Origin of the sequence: Desulfomicrobium apsheronum, assembly GCF_900114115.1 — a bacterium.
Classification (GTDB): Bacteria; Desulfobacterota; Desulfovibrionia; order Desulfovibrionales; family Desulfomicrobiaceae; genus Desulfomicrobium; species Desulfomicrobium apsheronum.
Map to the genome: position 1 here is coordinate 80,258 of NZ_FORX01000013.1, position 13,940 is coordinate 94,197.

Consider the following 13,940-nt stretch of genomic DNA (forward strand, 5'->3'; position numbering starts at 1 on the left):
CGTGTGCGCAAACCTCTTAAAAGTAACAGTTCGAAGGCGCATTGCCGACTACACTTCAACCCCCAAGAGACAATGATATTTCAGTCCAGGTTTTTCCTGATTTGCCTCGTGCTTCTGACCTTGGCCTCTCCAGCCGGAGCGCGGGCCGATGAACCGTATCGGATTTCACTACAGGCCTACCGCACAGACAACGTAATGGCTCCCGTGCTCGCCGTGCTGACCCTTACACCCAGTCCCGAATGGCACGCCTACGGAAACATTCAGGGGCCTTCCGGATTTCCCACGGAAATTTGGGCGACACGGGACGGGCAGGTCCTGTCGCCTCTGTACCCGACGCCGACACCGGGGCCGGACCCCCTTGATCCCAGCCTGATCGTTGAACTCTACGACGGCCCGACGCCCTTTTTCATTCCCTTGCCCGACGGACCCGCTACGGTCGTGGTCGGGATAAAGGCCCTGCTCTGTTCCTCGACCACCTGTCAGCCGATCAAAGAAGAGCTGGAGCTTGTGATCGCGACGGCAACAGCCTTGCCGCCCGCCGAGGAACAGGATTGGTGGCCCCGCTTTCTGCAGGCCGCCCCGGGGCCGGACTCGGGCCTTGACCTTGAGCCTGTCACCTCCGGCGACGTGGCACAAACACCCACCGCACGGGATTTCTCACCCCGCTATTTTGCTCCGGGCCTTGAAGTCCACACCCTCTCCAAGGCCGCCGCGCTGGCCTTTCTGGCCGGTCTGATCCTCAACTTCATGCCCTGCGTGCTCCCCGTCATCACCCTGAAGCTGCGCTCCTTCATTCCGGCGGCGGACAGCGTGCCCAAAAGCCAGCGCCTCGCCTTTCGCACTCACAACCTGTTCTTCGCCCTCGGGATGATGCTCTATTTTCTGATCCTGGCCGGGATCATCGCCGTCACCGGCATGGCCTGGGGACAGATTTTCCAGGAACCGGCCGCCATCATCACCCTGACGGCCATTGTCTTCGCGCTTTGCCTGAGCCTGTTCGGCGTCTACGATCTGCCGCTCATCGACCTCAAAGGCAAGGCCAAGGGAGTCGTGCACCATCCGCGCCTGGAATCTTTCACCACGGGCATCCTGGCCACGATCCTGGCCACCCCGTGCAGCGGTCCGTTTCTGGGCGGAGTCCTGGCCTGGGCCCTGATCCAGCCCCCGGACATCATCGCCCTGGTGCTGAGCTGCATCGGACTGGGCATGGCCTCGCCCTACCTGGCCATGGCGCTCTTCCCCGGCCTGTACCGCTTCCTGCCCAAACCCGGCGCCTGGACCCTGCATCTGGAGCGCATCCTCGGCTTTCTATTGGCCGCTACCTGCGTATATCTCTTCGGTCTTTTGCCGACCTCGGAGTACGTGAACGTACTCATTCTGCTGTGGACCATCGCCCTTTCGGCCTGGATCTGGGGAAATTGGACCAATCTGAGCCAGGACCGTACGCGCAGATGGTCCATTCGCGGCATCGCCATCGCCCTAGTCGTTCTTGCCGCCGCATTCCTCTTCCGCCAGGAAGGACATCCGGACCCCTGGAAAAACTTCGACATGCAACAGTTTGAAACCCTGCGCGGACAGGAAAACCTGATCCTGGACTTCACGGCGGACTGGTGCCCCAACTGCAAGTTCCTGGAAAAGACCGTGCTCACTCCGGAAAAAAGCGCCGCGTTCGCCAAGGAACATGACGCCATCCTGATGCGCGTGGACCTGACCCGCCACGATCCCGAACTGATGGCATTGCTTGAAAGCCTGGGCTCCAAATCCATCCCCATCCTGGCCATCTTCCCCAAGGCCAATCCAGACAGTCCGCTTGTGCTGCGGGACCTCTTCACCGGCGGTCAGCTCAAGGAAGCCCTGAACGCAGAGCTCAAACCATGAACGGGGCGCACCCGCGCCCCGTTCCCCCGCGGCTTCTCCAGGGAGCCGTCTCTGACCTGCCTTCGTAATTTCCCCGGCCCCAGGCCCTCCCCAACATTATCCTGGCTCTCATCGTGCAAAACGTGGTAGATTTCTCATAAAGATCGATTACGCGCGGCGTATCGCTGTTAGAAATTATCCCGACCGTTTCTGAACATGACCCGGTGCAGCATGAAAAAAAGGCAATATCTCCTTGTACTGCTGCTATTCAGCGTCTTCTTCCTCTGCTTCGCCAACCCGCGAAGCGGCCTCGACGTCTATCTCTTTTACGGAGACGGATGTCCGCACTGCAAAAAAGAAGAAAAATATCTCAAGATGTATGAGGAGAAGTACGCCGATCTGAACATGCACCGCTTCGAAGTCTATTTCAGCGACGAAAACATGAAACTTTTCGGCAGGGTGGCGGAGAGCATGGGAGCCGACGTGAGCGGCATCCCTTTTTTGATCATCGGAGACGAATACATCGTAGGGTTCGATGAAACCCTGACCCCAGGCAGGATTCAAAGCAGGATCGAGGAATGCCTGACCCGCAAATGCCCCGATCCGTCCCGAAGAATCATCTTCGAGCACTCCCGGGACATGCTGACCGACGAGGAGTCAGGATCGGTGGGAAACGAAACGGAGCAGGCGGCAGGAGAACGCGAAAGGATCATCACCCTCCCCCTGCTCGGCGACATCGACGTCCGCACCTTCTCCCTGCCTGTCCTGACCGTGGTCATGGGCTTTCTGGACGGCTTCAACCCATGCGCCATGTGGGCGCTCATCTTCCTCATCGGCCTGCTGCTGGGCATGAAGGACAGGAAGAGGATGTGGACTCTGGGCATGGCCTTCATCGCCGCGTCGGCTTTTGTCTACTTTCTGTTCATGGCCGCCTGGCTGAACCTGATCCTGCTCTTCGGGCTTGTGCTCTGGATCAGGATAGGCATCGGAATCCTGGCCCTTCTGAGCGGCGCCTACAGCATTCGGGACGCCCTGACGACCAGGTCTCTTGAATGCACGCTGGCAGGTAGCGAGAAGCGGCAGGCATTCCGCGAGAAACTTAAAAATATCATCAGCCGGAACAGCCTGATCCTCTCCCTGTGCGGGATCATCGTCCTGGCCTTCATGGTCAACCTCATCGAGATCGTCTGCTCGGCAGGGTTCCCGGCAATCTACACCCAGGTCCTATCCCTGAGCCACCTGCCCTCATGGCAGTATTATTCCTACATACTGCTCTACATCCTGTTTTTCATGCTCGACGACATGTTCGTCTTCGTGGCCGCCATGCTCACGTTCGAGATCACCGGGATGACCACCAAATACGTACGCATTGCACGACTGGTGGGGGGACTGCTCATGCTGCTGATCGGCACGCTGCTGATCTTCAAGCCGCAATGGCTGATGTTCGGATGAGAGGCCGCAGGCGTCCCGCGCCGATGCGCAGTCAGCTCAGCCCTGCCCAGGCCACAAGAGCAAACCGGTGACGAACAGTTCCTTGCGCCGCTTCGGCAACCTCTTGATCCACCCTTCCAGCGACAAAGCTGCTGACTTGCCGCCCACCGGAACCGAAAAGGCAAGTTCCAGCGGCCCGCGCCCGCGCAAATATTTGGCCGCCCTGGGGCCGCCGGAGGCGTGTTCGGCCAGGCGGCGGGCCACGTCGGTAGTGATGCCGGTGTAGAGGCTCCCGTCGCCGCAGCGCAGTACGTACACGAACCAATCGGACACGGACTATGACGGCAGGGTGTTAAGAACCGAGAAGAAATGCATGGTACTGCCCGTGATGACAAAAAGGTGCCAGATAGCGTGATTGTAGGGCAGACGATCCCATACATAGAAAATGACACCCAGCGTATAGGCCAGTCCGCCCAAGGCCAGAAAGACCAAGCTGGTGCCGGACAGGGTCGCGTACATATCCCGCCCGATGAGAACGCAGAGCCAGCCCATGCCGAGATAGATGGTCAGAGACAGGCGCTTGAAACGATACACGAAGCAGCACTTGAGCACGACTCCGGCCACCGCAAGAAGCCACACCACCCCGAACACGGTCCAGCCCACGGTTTCACGCAGATTGACCAGCATGAAGGGCGTGTAGGTGCCGGCGATGAGCAGGAAAATGGCGCTGTGATCCAGGGTCTTCAGAATGCGTTTTGCCCGTGGCAACGGGATGGCGTGATACAGGGTGGACGCCATGTAGAGCAGGATGAGCGTGGTGCCGAAAATGGAAAAACTGACCACGTGCCAGGCGTCGCCCTGGGACACGGCCCGAGCGATGAGCACCACCAGAGCGGCGATGGACATCCCGGCCGCAATGGCGTGGGTAATGCTGTTGGCGATTTCTTCGCCCTGGGAATACTGAGAAACGGACCTGTCCATGTTCATATACTCCTCCATCCCCAGGCCTTGGCCCTCAGGGGTTGTCACCGTCTCCTCCCGCATCGCGAAAGGAATTGTCCACTTCGGACGCGAAATCGTTTATCCAGTAAATCCGGTCGGCCCGGCATTGCAATTCCGAGGAAACCCCGTCCCTGAAAACCACGAGCTCTATGCTCTTGCCCTGCTCCGAGAGGTGCTCAACGGCGTCAAGTAGATCAGAATCGCCGGAGGACAGCATGAGCGTATCGTAATTGCGCTGATGAATGAGCGACAGGGTGGCGATGGCCACATCCACGCCCTTCTGGATCTCGTTGAAGACCCGATGGGTGAAATCCCCGGTCTGATTCTGGCACCTGAGCGACACCTTCTGGCCGCACTCCTCGCAATAGGCCTTGTCAGCGCGCTGCTGCTTGAGCGTATAGAACTTGGTGATGATCTTGGGCCCAAACGGCGGCCCGCTGCGCAGCCAGCGATGAAAATTGTCCTGCCCGTCCGAAGGCGGATTGGGCGTGGAGTTGAGATAGTAGGCCCTCCAGATGAGGCCGTCCTGCTCCAAATGGTTTCTAAGGCGCAAATAGCTGAATTCATAGCCGCTACGCACGCTATGCCGAGCGTTGAAAAGATAACCTGCGTCGATAAGCCAGAGTCTACGTTTTTGGGTCATGAATCCTCGTACTTATGTTCCAAAATATGCTTATAAAAATACCTAGCATACTATAAAAACGTTCGCCACATGCGTTAAGCCGGAAAAGTCGGGCCGAAACGCTCGCCGGTCAGGCATTCGCCGCCCTTTGGCGTAACAACGAAAGTATTTTCCACCCCGACCATGCCAAGCCCCTTGATGCCGATCTTGGGCTCCAAGGCCAGGACCATGTTCTCTTCCAGGGGGCGGTCGAAGGTTGGGGCGATGACCGGCCACTCGTCGATGGCAAGGCCAATGCCGTGCCCCAGAAATCCGACCTTGTTGCGACCAAGGCCCATGAAGCCCTCGCCCATGTTATTGGCCAGCACGATGCGGATGCAGTCGCGGTAAAGGTCCGCCGGGATGGCGCCGGGCACCAGGCGGCTGCTCAGGTGTTCCTGGATCTGCAGGCAGAAATCCTGGGCGCGATCCGCCTCTTCGGGGATCACCGACTCTTCCGCCCAGTACACCTGGGTCTTGTCCGTGTGGTAGCCTTCAAGGCAAAATCCGCAGTCGAGGGCCAGTGGCTCCCCGCGCTGCCAGACCTTACCGGCATAGCCCAGGAAAGGGAGCACCGGATGCGCCCCGCGAAGGCCCAGGGGACCGTTGAACACACTGGGATAATTGGCGGAATCTCCGGCCGCGACATGCCCCAAAAAAATCTCCTCACCCGCGTTCTGCATGCGCATCATGCCCTGGTGGCCGTGCCGGTAAAAGGCGTCCCACACGGCCAGGGCAATTTCCCGCTCGGTCATGCCGGGACGGATAAGGTCGGGCAGAGTGTCGTTCAGCGCCTGGTCGTGGCGCGCTCCGGCCAGGCGCAGCTTGGCCAGCTCCCAATCGGTCTTGACGGCGCGGGTCCAGGCCAGGGCCCTGTCACCGGGAACCAGCCTGACCCCCGGCAGCTTCGATCGCAAAAGCTCCCCCATGGACCAGCTCAGCCCCGTCATTTCAACGGCCGCCATATCGCCAAGAGGAGCTTCGGCCTCTCGCAGCAGACCGGGCAACTGCGAATACGACTTGAACTCCATGATGCGCTCGAGCGGCGAATCGAGACGGGCACGCTCCACGCCTTTGCGGCACAGCAGCACGGGCTCGCCGGTCATGGGCACCCACAACGCGCCGCTGGCCCAGGCTCCGCTCAGATGGTAGATGCCAAGACGCGAAAAGACCAGAATTCCCGACGCTTCGGGGCAAGCCTCAGCCATGTGAACCCGCAGGCGCGAGACGCGTTCCCGGGTCTCGGACAGGGGCATTTGCTCAAGGGAAACAAAGCTCATGCGACCTCCTCGCACAGGGTGTAGTCCATGGTCCTCCGCCGGGGAGTGAATCCGGCGCGCTCGACCAGCCCGCGCAGTCGATCCTCGGGCAGCAGAAAATGCACGCCCGTGGCCGCGACGACATTCTCTTCGAGCATGGTCGAGCCGAAATCATTGGCGCCCCAAAAGAGGGCCAACTGGCCGATCATGGGCCCTTGAGTGACCCAGGAGGCCTGGATGTTGTCAATATTGTCCAGATACAGTCGGCACAGGGCCAGAAATTTGAGATACTCGTGCGACGAGGTTTCGGGCATGACCATGCGCGTGTTGCGGGGCTGAAAAGTCCAGGGGATGAAGGCCGTGAATCCGCCGGTGCGGTCCTGCAGGTCGCGCAGCCGATCAAGGTGCTCCATGCGCTGCGCAAAGGTCTCTCCCTGCCCGAACATCATGGTCGCCGTGGTGCGCATGCCAAGGCCGTGGGCTGTCTCCATGACATCGATCCACTGATCCGCCGTGCACTTGCGCGGAGAAACGCGATCCCTGACCTCGTCATTGAGAATCTCGGCTCCGCCGCCGGGCATGGAATCAAGACCCGCGCGGCGCAGCTCCGTCAGGATGTCGGCCACGGAGCGCCCTTCCTTCTCACTCAGGTACCAGACCTCGGAAGGCGAAAAGCCATGCACGGCCACGCCCGGAAAATGGCTCTTGAGCGTGCCCAGAAGATCGGTGTAATACCCTAGGGGCAGATCAGGATTCATCCCCCCTTGCAGCAGAATCTGATAACCGCCCACGTCCACTGTTTCCCTGACCTTGGACAGAATCTCCTCCGTGGGCAGGACGTAACCGCCCTCCTCGCCCGGGCCCTTGAAAAACGCGCAGAATTTGCAGGCGGACACGCAGACGTTGGTGTAATTGATGTTGCGATCGACAATATAGGTGACGATTCCCTCCGGATGCATTTCCATGCGACGCTGGTGGGCGAGCTTTCCGAGGGAAAAGACATCGTTCATGTCCCAGACGTAGCGGGCCTCGTTCTTGTTCAGGCGGGTGTTCATAGGCATTCCTTGGATGATGGTGGGATGGCGAAGTGCTAGCTTTTGGCCGGGCGGAAGGTCAAGGGTTTGCAGAGCGCCACGGCGTCACGCGACCCCTTTTCGGAGCCCGGCGAGCCCGTCCCCGAAGCCCTTGCCAAACTCCGCGCCTTGTGGTTCAAGTCGGGCCCAAGCAAGAGGTGACAATGACCGAATCCGTATTTGACTGCCGCATGTGCGGGCACTGCTGCCAAGGCCAGGGAGGCATCGTCGCCTCGGCCCCGGAACGTGAACGCTTGGCCGCACATCTGGGCATGGCGGTCGAGGAATTTTGCTCCCGCTACACCGAGCCCCAGGGAAAAAAACTGGTCCTGCGCTGTGGCGAGGACGGCTACTGCGTCTTTTTCGACCCCAAAACCGCCTGCACCGTACACCCGGCCAAGCCGGACGTGTGCCGCGCCTGGCCCTTCTTCCGCGGTAATCTGGTCGATCCCGTAAGCTGGGAACTGGCCCAGGAATACTGCCCGGGCATCCGTCCCGAATGCGGCCACACCGAATTCGCCCGTCTGGGCATCGCCTATGTAAGGGACAACCACCTGGCCAAGACGGGCCGCGAGGACGAGGCCAACGCCCTGCGCATCGCGGACCTGATGGACAAAATCTGATGCGTCTGTCCGAGTGCTATTCTCTGCTGGAAGTCTCCCCCGGGGCAACCCTGGACGAGATAAAGGCCAGCTACCGCAAACTGGCCTTCAAGTACCATCCGGACCTGAATCCCGGCGATGCGCGCGCGGCCCAAAGTTTCAGCCGCCTGAACGAAGCCTACGTGCTGCTCAAGAAAAATCTGGAGACCGAACCTTCTGACAAGCGGCGCTTCAATGCCGAGACCATCCGTCAGGAAGAGGAAGCCAGGGTCAAGCGCGGCGGAAAACCCTCCGGCGGATTCTCCGCCAAGCAGGAAGAGGTGCTCCGGGACATACTCAATGACCCCTTCGCCAAGCAGGTCTTCGAGGATATTTTCAGCAAGCTCAAACGCGGGGTCCAGCCTGAAGAAGCCAGCTCACAGCCGGTCACGACAAAAAAGCTGGACCTCAAGTGGGGAGAACGCGCCCTCAGCATCGATCTCGGCAAGGGCATTGTCCAAAGCATCAAGGACTGGGCCTCCGGGCAACTCGACGACCGCCAGACCGTGCGCATGCCCGCCCGCGACCTCATCCCCGGCACCACCCTGCGAGTCCAAATCCGGCACCGCTTCACAGCCGAACCCCGCACCATAGACGTAACCCTGCCCCCGGACTTCGTGGTCGGGCGGCCCATCCGTCTCAAGGGCATGGGCCGACGACTCGGCCCATGGCGGGGCGATCTTTATCTGCGCTTGCTGGCTGTTTAAAAAGAAATGGGTCGTATGGGACCCATGGGACGCATAAAAAACACGCGCCCCTGCCTTCCCACGGACATGGGCCAGCGACCCGGGGCATTGCGGGGCTATATTTACCTGCGATCACTGGCTGTCCAAGAAAATGGGGCGCATGGGCCCCATGGAACGCACAAAAAACACGCACCCCTGCCTTTCCCATAGGTCCTATAGGTCCCATAAGACCCATACTCCCATAAGCCCCATTCTTTTCACTCCCCGACCAACCCCTCAATAACTTCCGTGCCCTTGGGCGGATCCAGGGTGAATTCCTTGTCCGACACCTCCACATCAAGCTCGATACCGGTCAGTTCAAGTTCGTTCACGTTTCCAAAGAAATCCACAAGCTTGATCTTCTCAAGCATGTCCTGTCCGGGCCGGACCCAGAGTTCTCCCTCGACCAGATTGGGCTCGGGTTCACGGGGGATGATCTTGAGGTGCCTGAATTCCCCGTCCGCGCCCAGGTCCTGAACGATGAAGTCGTCCTTCAGGTTGGCTTCGCCTGACAGAAAACGGATCATGGTCTTGGAACTCAAGACCTGCTCAACCGAATAACGGTAAACAGTCTCCTCGGCAGGGAAATATTCCCAGACCGTATCCTGGCCGATGATGAGCAGCTCGTTTTCGGGACTGGTCGTTTCCCAGCGGATGAAGCGGGGGCGTTTGAAGGTGATGCTGCCCAGCCGTTCCTGCACCTCTCGGCTGGAGGCGTTGGTCAGTTTCTGCAGAAAAAAGCCCCGAAAAGACTGCAAAGTATCATATCGCTTTTGGATCTGATCGCTCAAATCCGCAGCCTGTGCGCACCAGACGCTGGTCAGGACGATAAAAAGCCCCATAAAAAAGCGCGGCACACGAACCTCCTGGTTGATGTTGCTTTCACGATTCAATGGACGTATCGGATGATCCCTTTACGCCACTTGGGCAAATACAGAGTTTCCTCACGGTTGTTAAGCGATGAACCCAGACCAGAAAAAAAATTCCCCCGCGCCATTCGCCCCGGCCCTGCCTGCCCTGGCGCTGCTGACAACGGTCTTCCTCGCCAATTTTCTGGCGCGGACCATGTTCGGCCCCCTGCTGCTCCCAATCAGCGAACATCTTGGCCGCAGCCTTGCCGCCAGCGCCAACCTCTTTGTCTGTCTCGCAGGCGGATACAGCGCCTCCGTCCTCTGCGCGGGATTCGTATCCCAACGCATCGGGCACAAGGGCACCATCGTCGCATCGGTGGCCGGCATCGGCATTGGCCTTCTGGGACTGGCGGGAAGCGACTCGTTCACCGGCTTTTCGATCTGGATCACCCTCATGGGCATTGGAGCGGGGCTGTACATGCCATCAGGCGTGGTGACCATCACCGAGATCACCCCAGCGGCCTATTGGGGCCAAGCCTTCTCCATTCATGAACTGGCTCCAAACCTGGCCTTCATCGCCGCACCTTTCATCAGCGAACTGTTCCTTGGATTCCTTGGCTACCCGGCCCTTTTCCGCCTGCTCGGAGCCGCGTGCCTGATCCTGGCCGTGGTCTATGCCAAGCGCGGACCGCGAACCGTGCGACCGGGCATGGCGCCCGTGCTCGGCAATATAAAAACCATCGTGACCAGGCCGGCTTTCTGGATCATGGCCCTGCTCTTTGTCCTGGCCGTGGGTGTGGAAATGGGAATCTACAATCTGGTGCCCGCATTCCTGGTCATGGAAAAGGGAACTACCCGTGAAATGGCGAACATCATACTTGGCTGTTCGCGCACCGCGTCCCTTGTCTTTCTACCCGCCACGGGATGGATCATCCGGCGCATCGGCTATCGCCGCACCCTGGCCCTTTGCCTGCTGGGCACGGGGTTTACGACGTTCCTGTCCGGATTCGGCCCGCTGTGGTGGACAGTGACCATGCTGACCCTGCAACCGATATTCGTGGTCTGCTTCTTCCCGGTGGGATTTGCGGTCCTGGCCCTGGTCTGCCCCAAGGCCACCGGCGATCTGTCCGTGTCCCTGACCGTCACGTGCACGTCCATCATCGGAGCCGGGCTCATCCCCGCCGTGCTGGCCTGGACCGGGGAACGGTTCAGCTTCGCACTGTCCTTCTCTCTTTTTGGCGCGGCCTTGTTCGCCGTGAGCCTCATCGCCATCCTGAAACTACGCATCCCCGAATCCTGAATAATTCCGCACCCCCTGAAATGAAAAAGGCCCTCAGTTGGGGCCTTATTCGTATCTGGTCCAAAGCAGGGGTTCCTCGTACTGGATTCCGATGGCGTACCCTCCTGTACTGGACGGTACGCACCATTTGACCCTGGCCTTCACATCCCGGGCCAGACCGACCAGATCCTGCGGCAGGCGGACCATGATCCCGCCCCCCTTTTCCAGAGGTTCGGGATGGACGAAGCATAGCCCCCCGCGACTGAAATTGAACACGGTGGCCGGACTGAAACCGCTTTGCAGGGACGTGGCTATCTGCACCAGATATTTCTTTTCGTGGCGCGGCCACTGCCGCCGATTGATATTGGGGCGGATGATGTTTGGCATGCGGACCTCCTCGCGGCTGATCTCGAATCTCTTCACCACGCGCGTCATCTAGCAGAAAAAAAGAACACCGAACAGAACCGAATGTCAGTCCTCGTGATCGCCGTAAATCTTTTGCAACTGCTCTTCATTCATGGAAAAGGAATGCGCGACGTCAGGAAAGGCGCCAGAGCGGACTTCGGCGGCGTAAGCACCCAGAGCGTCCTTGGCTTTTGCTCCCAACGTCTCGAACTGCTTCACGAATTTTGGCACGAAACGCTCAAAGAGCCCCAGGGTGTCGTGAAAGACCAGCACCTGTCCGTCACAGGCCGCGCCGCCGCCGATACCAATGGTGGGTATGGAGAGGCGTTTGCTGATCAGTTCCGCGACCTGCGCAGGAATGCATTCCAACACGATCATGAACGCCCCGGCCGCTTCAAGCGCCAGTGCGTCGTGCAGCAGTTTTTTGGCCGCCTCGGCGGTGCGTCCCTGGACCTTGTAACCGCTCAGCGCAGTGGCCGACTGCGGGGTCAGGCCGATGTGCCCGCAGACGGGAATTCCGGCATTGACCAGAGCCCGAACCTGCGGCGCGATCTCTTCGCCACCCTCGATCTTGATGCCCTCGCATCCCCCTTCCTGCACCAGACGGGCAGCGTTCTCCATGGCCTGGGCCGTGGATATCTGATAGGTCAGATACGGCATGTCCGTGAGCATGAAGGTATTCTTGGCCCCGCGCCGGGCGGCGCGGGTGTGGTGGATCATGTCGGCCATGGTCACGGGCACGGTGGAGTCGTAACCGAGCACGACCATCCCCAGGGAATCACCGACCAGAACGACGTCGATACCGGCCTCCTCGGCCAGACGGCCCGAGGGATAATCGTAGGCCGTGAGCATGACTATCTTCTCGCCGTTCTTCTTCATCTGGATGAAATCGTTCAAGGTTTTCATGCTTTTCTCCGCTAGGATCTGATGATTTCGTTGTCTGCTCCAACCAGGACCACGGTGGGCTGATGGCCGGGGATCTCTTCTGGGGTCAGTTGCACATAGGAGGCGATAATGACTTTCTGGCCACGGCTGCCCTTGTGCGCGGCGGCCCCGTTCAGACAGATCTCGCCCTTCTCGCCGAGAATGACATAGGTGGAGAGACGCTCTCCATTATCCACATTGTAGATATCGACGCGTTCGTTCAAATGAAAACCGGCGGCGCGGATGAGGTCGGGACAGATGGCCACGGAGCCCTCGTAGTCGACCTCGGCCCCGGTGATGATGGCGCGGTGCAGTTTGGCCTGCAAAAATGTACGTAAAGGCATTTATTTCTCTAGGTTGATTCGTTTGTTGTCAATGAGCCGCGCCTTGCCGAGTCGCAGGGCCACGGCGGCCAGAAAATCGGAGTGAACGTGATCCACGGTCTCGATGGTCTCGGGATCGACCAGTTCAAGGTAATCAAGCACTCCGGAAGGAATCCACGCCGCGTAATAATCCCGAACCGCCTTGCGCAGCGCGCCACAATCCCGTTCCCCGGCCCTGACCATGCCTTCGAGCAGGCAGAGTCCCTTCTGGATATGCGGGGCCACGGCTCTTTCCTCGGCAGTCAGATAAACATTGCGGGAGCTCATGGCCAGCCCATCGGCTTCGCGAACGATGGGACGACCCTCGACGCGCACCGGAATGTCCAGCTCACGCGTCATCTTGCGGATCACGGCCACCTGCTGCCAATCCTTCTCGCCAAAGGCGGCAAAGGTCGGCTGCACGAGATTGAAAAGTTTGCAGACCACCGTGGCCACGCCCTGAAAATGTCCGGGACGCGAACGCCCGCAGAGATTTTTCGTGAGCTCCGGGACATTGACCCAGGTGCCGTGACCCGGGAGATACATCTCGGCCTTGTAGGGCGTGAAGAGCACATCGACGCCACACTCGGCGGCCAGGGCGGAGTCGCGCTCGATGTCCGAGGGGTAGTTCTCCAGATCCTCTCCCGGACCGAACTGGGTCGGATTGACGAAGATGGAGGCCACCAGCAGATCGCAGTGCTCGCGGGCCCAGCGCATCAGGCTCAGATGCCCCTCGTGCCAGTAGCCCATGGTCGGCACCAGGCCGACGCAAATCCCCTGCCTGCGCCACTCGAGCCCCAACTCCTGCATGGACCGGGGGCTTTGGATTCGCTTCATCCCGCTCATTTGCCCCTCTTGGAATGCACCTGCATGTCGAAAAATTCGCACCCGCAATCACACACGATCTGATCTCCCTTGCGTCGTCCGTCCGGATCGTCGATCACGTCATAAAGAATGCCCGTGGTCTGGTCGTACACGAACTCCATGCCGATGACATCGACCATCCCGTACAAGCCGCATTTTCTGCAAATGAAATCCCGAAAGTCACCAAAATCAGCGTGCATCGCTTTCCTCCTGCGAGAGGCTCAGGCTCTCCAGTTGGATGTTCAGGGCCTGTGTGGAAATGTGGATCTCACGCGTGGACAGACCAAGGGAGACCAACAAGGCCAAAAGGCTCAGTCCGAAAAGGAACTTGCCCAGGGTCACAAGCCCGGCAAAAAGACAAAACATGCACAGGACGCACAAAAAAAGGCTCACCACTCCGTAGAGCTGCATCAGCCGGATCAGGTTCACCCGCAGGCGCATGTTTTCGATCTGGGCCAAGAGGGACGAACCGTGGTTGTCCTGATAGCGGTCATACAGGGTTCTGATCCTGCTGCCCAAGGCCAGAAAACGGTTGGTAAAGGCCAGCAGGATGAGTGAAATGGTCGAAAAGAGCAGGGCCGGAGTGGTCAGGGTGATTTCCATGTG

The 13,940-nt window shown here is 59.5% G+C and carries 17 protein-coding genes; 5 read left to right on the forward strand and 12 right to left on the reverse strand.

The annotated features are described in order from the left end of the window. Positions 1-72 precede the first annotated feature (72 nt). Together BMZ40_RS12520 and BMZ40_RS12525 are read left to right on the forward strand one after the other, a co-directional pair. A complete protein-coding gene (locus tag BMZ40_RS12520; RefSeq protein ID WP_092376256.1) occupies positions 73-1,878 on the forward strand; it encodes a protein-disulfide reductase DsbD family protein in 1,806 nt (601 codons plus the stop codon). 210 nt (positions 1,879-2,088) lie between these two features. Next, positions 2,089-3,309: a glutaredoxin family protein gene (locus tag BMZ40_RS12525; protein ID WP_092376259.1), complete on the forward strand. Its 1,221-nt coding sequence runs from the start codon at positions 2,089-2,091 to the stop codon at positions 3,307-3,309. A 36-nt stretch (positions 3,310-3,345) separates the two neighbouring features. On the opposite strand, the gene BMZ40_RS12530 is transcribed toward BMZ40_RS12525, so the two are convergent. The 5 genes from BMZ40_RS12530 to mqnC form a co-directional block, all read right to left on the reverse strand. After that, on the reverse strand, positions 3,346-3,606 hold the full coding sequence (locus BMZ40_RS12530) for a GIY-YIG nuclease family protein (protein WP_245751106.1): 261 nt from the start codon (positions 3,604-3,606) through the stop codon (positions 3,346-3,348). 18 nt (positions 3,607-3,624) lie between these two features. Further along, positions 3,625-4,275 carry a PAQR family membrane homeostasis protein TrhA gene (gene trhA / locus BMZ40_RS12535; protein WP_245751107.1) on the reverse strand — a complete coding sequence of 217 codons (651 nt, stop codon included), beginning with the start codon at positions 4,273-4,275 and terminating at the stop codon, positions 3,625-3,627. Positions 4,276-4,303: 28 nt separating this feature from the next. Continuing rightward, positions 4,304-4,933, reverse strand: a complete 630-nt coding sequence (locus BMZ40_RS12540) for an NYN domain-containing protein (RefSeq protein ID WP_092376265.1) — start codon at positions 4,931-4,933, stop codon at positions 4,304-4,306. A 74-nt stretch (positions 4,934-5,007) separates the two neighbouring features. Beyond that, on the reverse strand, positions 5,008-6,231 hold the full coding sequence (locus tag BMZ40_RS12545) for a M24 family metallopeptidase (RefSeq protein WP_092376268.1): 1,224 nt from the start codon (positions 6,229-6,231) through the stop codon (positions 5,008-5,010). Next, complete coding sequence (gene mqnC / locus BMZ40_RS12550; protein ID WP_092376271.1) at positions 6,228-7,265, reverse strand: cyclic dehypoxanthinyl futalosine synthase; 1,038 nt, start codon at positions 7,263-7,265, stop codon at positions 6,228-6,230. Before mqnC ends, BMZ40_RS12545 begins: the two co-directional genes overlap by 4 nt. 182 nt (positions 7,266-7,447) lie before the next feature. On the opposite strand from mqnC, the gene BMZ40_RS12555 reads away from it, so the two are divergent. Both BMZ40_RS12555 and BMZ40_RS12560 read left to right on the forward strand, forming a co-directional pair. Next, positions 7,448-7,906: a YkgJ family cysteine cluster protein gene (locus BMZ40_RS12555; RefSeq protein ID WP_092376273.1), complete on the forward strand. Its 459-nt coding sequence runs from the start codon at positions 7,448-7,450 to the stop codon at positions 7,904-7,906. Then, complete coding sequence (locus BMZ40_RS12560; RefSeq protein WP_092376276.1) at positions 7,906-8,631, forward strand: J domain-containing protein; 726 nt, start codon at positions 7,906-7,908, stop codon at positions 8,629-8,631. The genes BMZ40_RS12555 and BMZ40_RS12560 overlap by 1 nt, the downstream gene beginning before the upstream one ends. 236 nt (positions 8,632-8,867) lie before the next feature. Here the strand turns inward: BMZ40_RS12560 and lolA are convergent, their stop codons facing one another. Next, positions 8,868-9,506, reverse strand: coding sequence for an outer membrane lipoprotein periplasmic chaperone LolA (gene lolA / locus BMZ40_RS12565; RefSeq protein ID WP_092376279.1), 639 nt, complete (start codon positions 9,504-9,506; stop codon positions 8,868-8,870). A gap of 103 nt (positions 9,507-9,609) precedes the next feature. Between lolA and BMZ40_RS12570 the strand changes: the two genes are divergently transcribed. Continuing rightward, the gene (locus BMZ40_RS12570; RefSeq protein WP_092376282.1) at positions 9,610-10,800 is read left to right on the forward strand and encodes an MFS transporter; all 1,191 of its coding nucleotides are present in this window, start codon (positions 9,610-9,612) and stop codon (positions 10,798-10,800) included. Positions 10,801-10,845: 45 nt separating this feature from the next. Here BMZ40_RS12570 and BMZ40_RS12575 read toward each other — a convergent pair whose 3' ends face one another. The 6 genes from BMZ40_RS12575 to BMZ40_RS12600 all read right to left on the reverse strand — a co-directional run bounded on the left by BMZ40_RS12575 (position 10,846) and on the right by BMZ40_RS12600 (position 13,937). Beyond that, on the reverse strand, positions 10,846-11,166 hold the full coding sequence (locus BMZ40_RS12575) for a PilZ domain-containing protein (RefSeq protein WP_177193157.1): 321 nt from the start codon (positions 11,164-11,166) through the stop codon (positions 10,846-10,848). Between the two features lie 84 nt (positions 11,167-11,250). After that, positions 11,251-12,090 (reverse strand): 3-methyl-2-oxobutanoate hydroxymethyltransferase, encoded by an 840-nt coding sequence (gene panB / locus BMZ40_RS12580; RefSeq protein ID WP_092376287.1) that lies wholly within the window; start codon positions 12,088-12,090, stop codon positions 11,251-11,253. 11 nt (positions 12,091-12,101) lie between these two features. Further along, positions 12,102-12,452, reverse strand: a complete 351-nt coding sequence (gene panD / locus BMZ40_RS12585; RefSeq protein WP_092376289.1) for an aspartate 1-decarboxylase — start codon at positions 12,450-12,452, stop codon at positions 12,102-12,104. Next, positions 12,453-13,307 carry a pantoate--beta-alanine ligase gene (gene panC / locus BMZ40_RS12590; protein WP_092376370.1) on the reverse strand — a complete coding sequence of 285 codons (855 nt, stop codon included), beginning with the start codon at positions 13,305-13,307 and terminating at the stop codon, positions 12,453-12,455. It abuts the gene before it with no gap. Positions 13,308-13,312: 5 nt separating this feature from the next. Next, positions 13,313-13,534: a hypothetical protein gene (locus tag BMZ40_RS12595; RefSeq protein ID WP_092192372.1), complete on the reverse strand. Its 222-nt coding sequence runs from the start codon at positions 13,532-13,534 to the stop codon at positions 13,313-13,315. Further along, positions 13,524-13,937 (reverse strand): DUF2721 domain-containing protein, encoded by a 414-nt coding sequence (locus tag BMZ40_RS12600; RefSeq protein WP_092376292.1) that lies wholly within the window; start codon positions 13,935-13,937, stop codon positions 13,524-13,526. Before BMZ40_RS12600 ends, BMZ40_RS12595 begins: the two co-directional genes overlap by 11 nt. Positions 13,938-13,940: the final 3 nt, after the last annotated feature.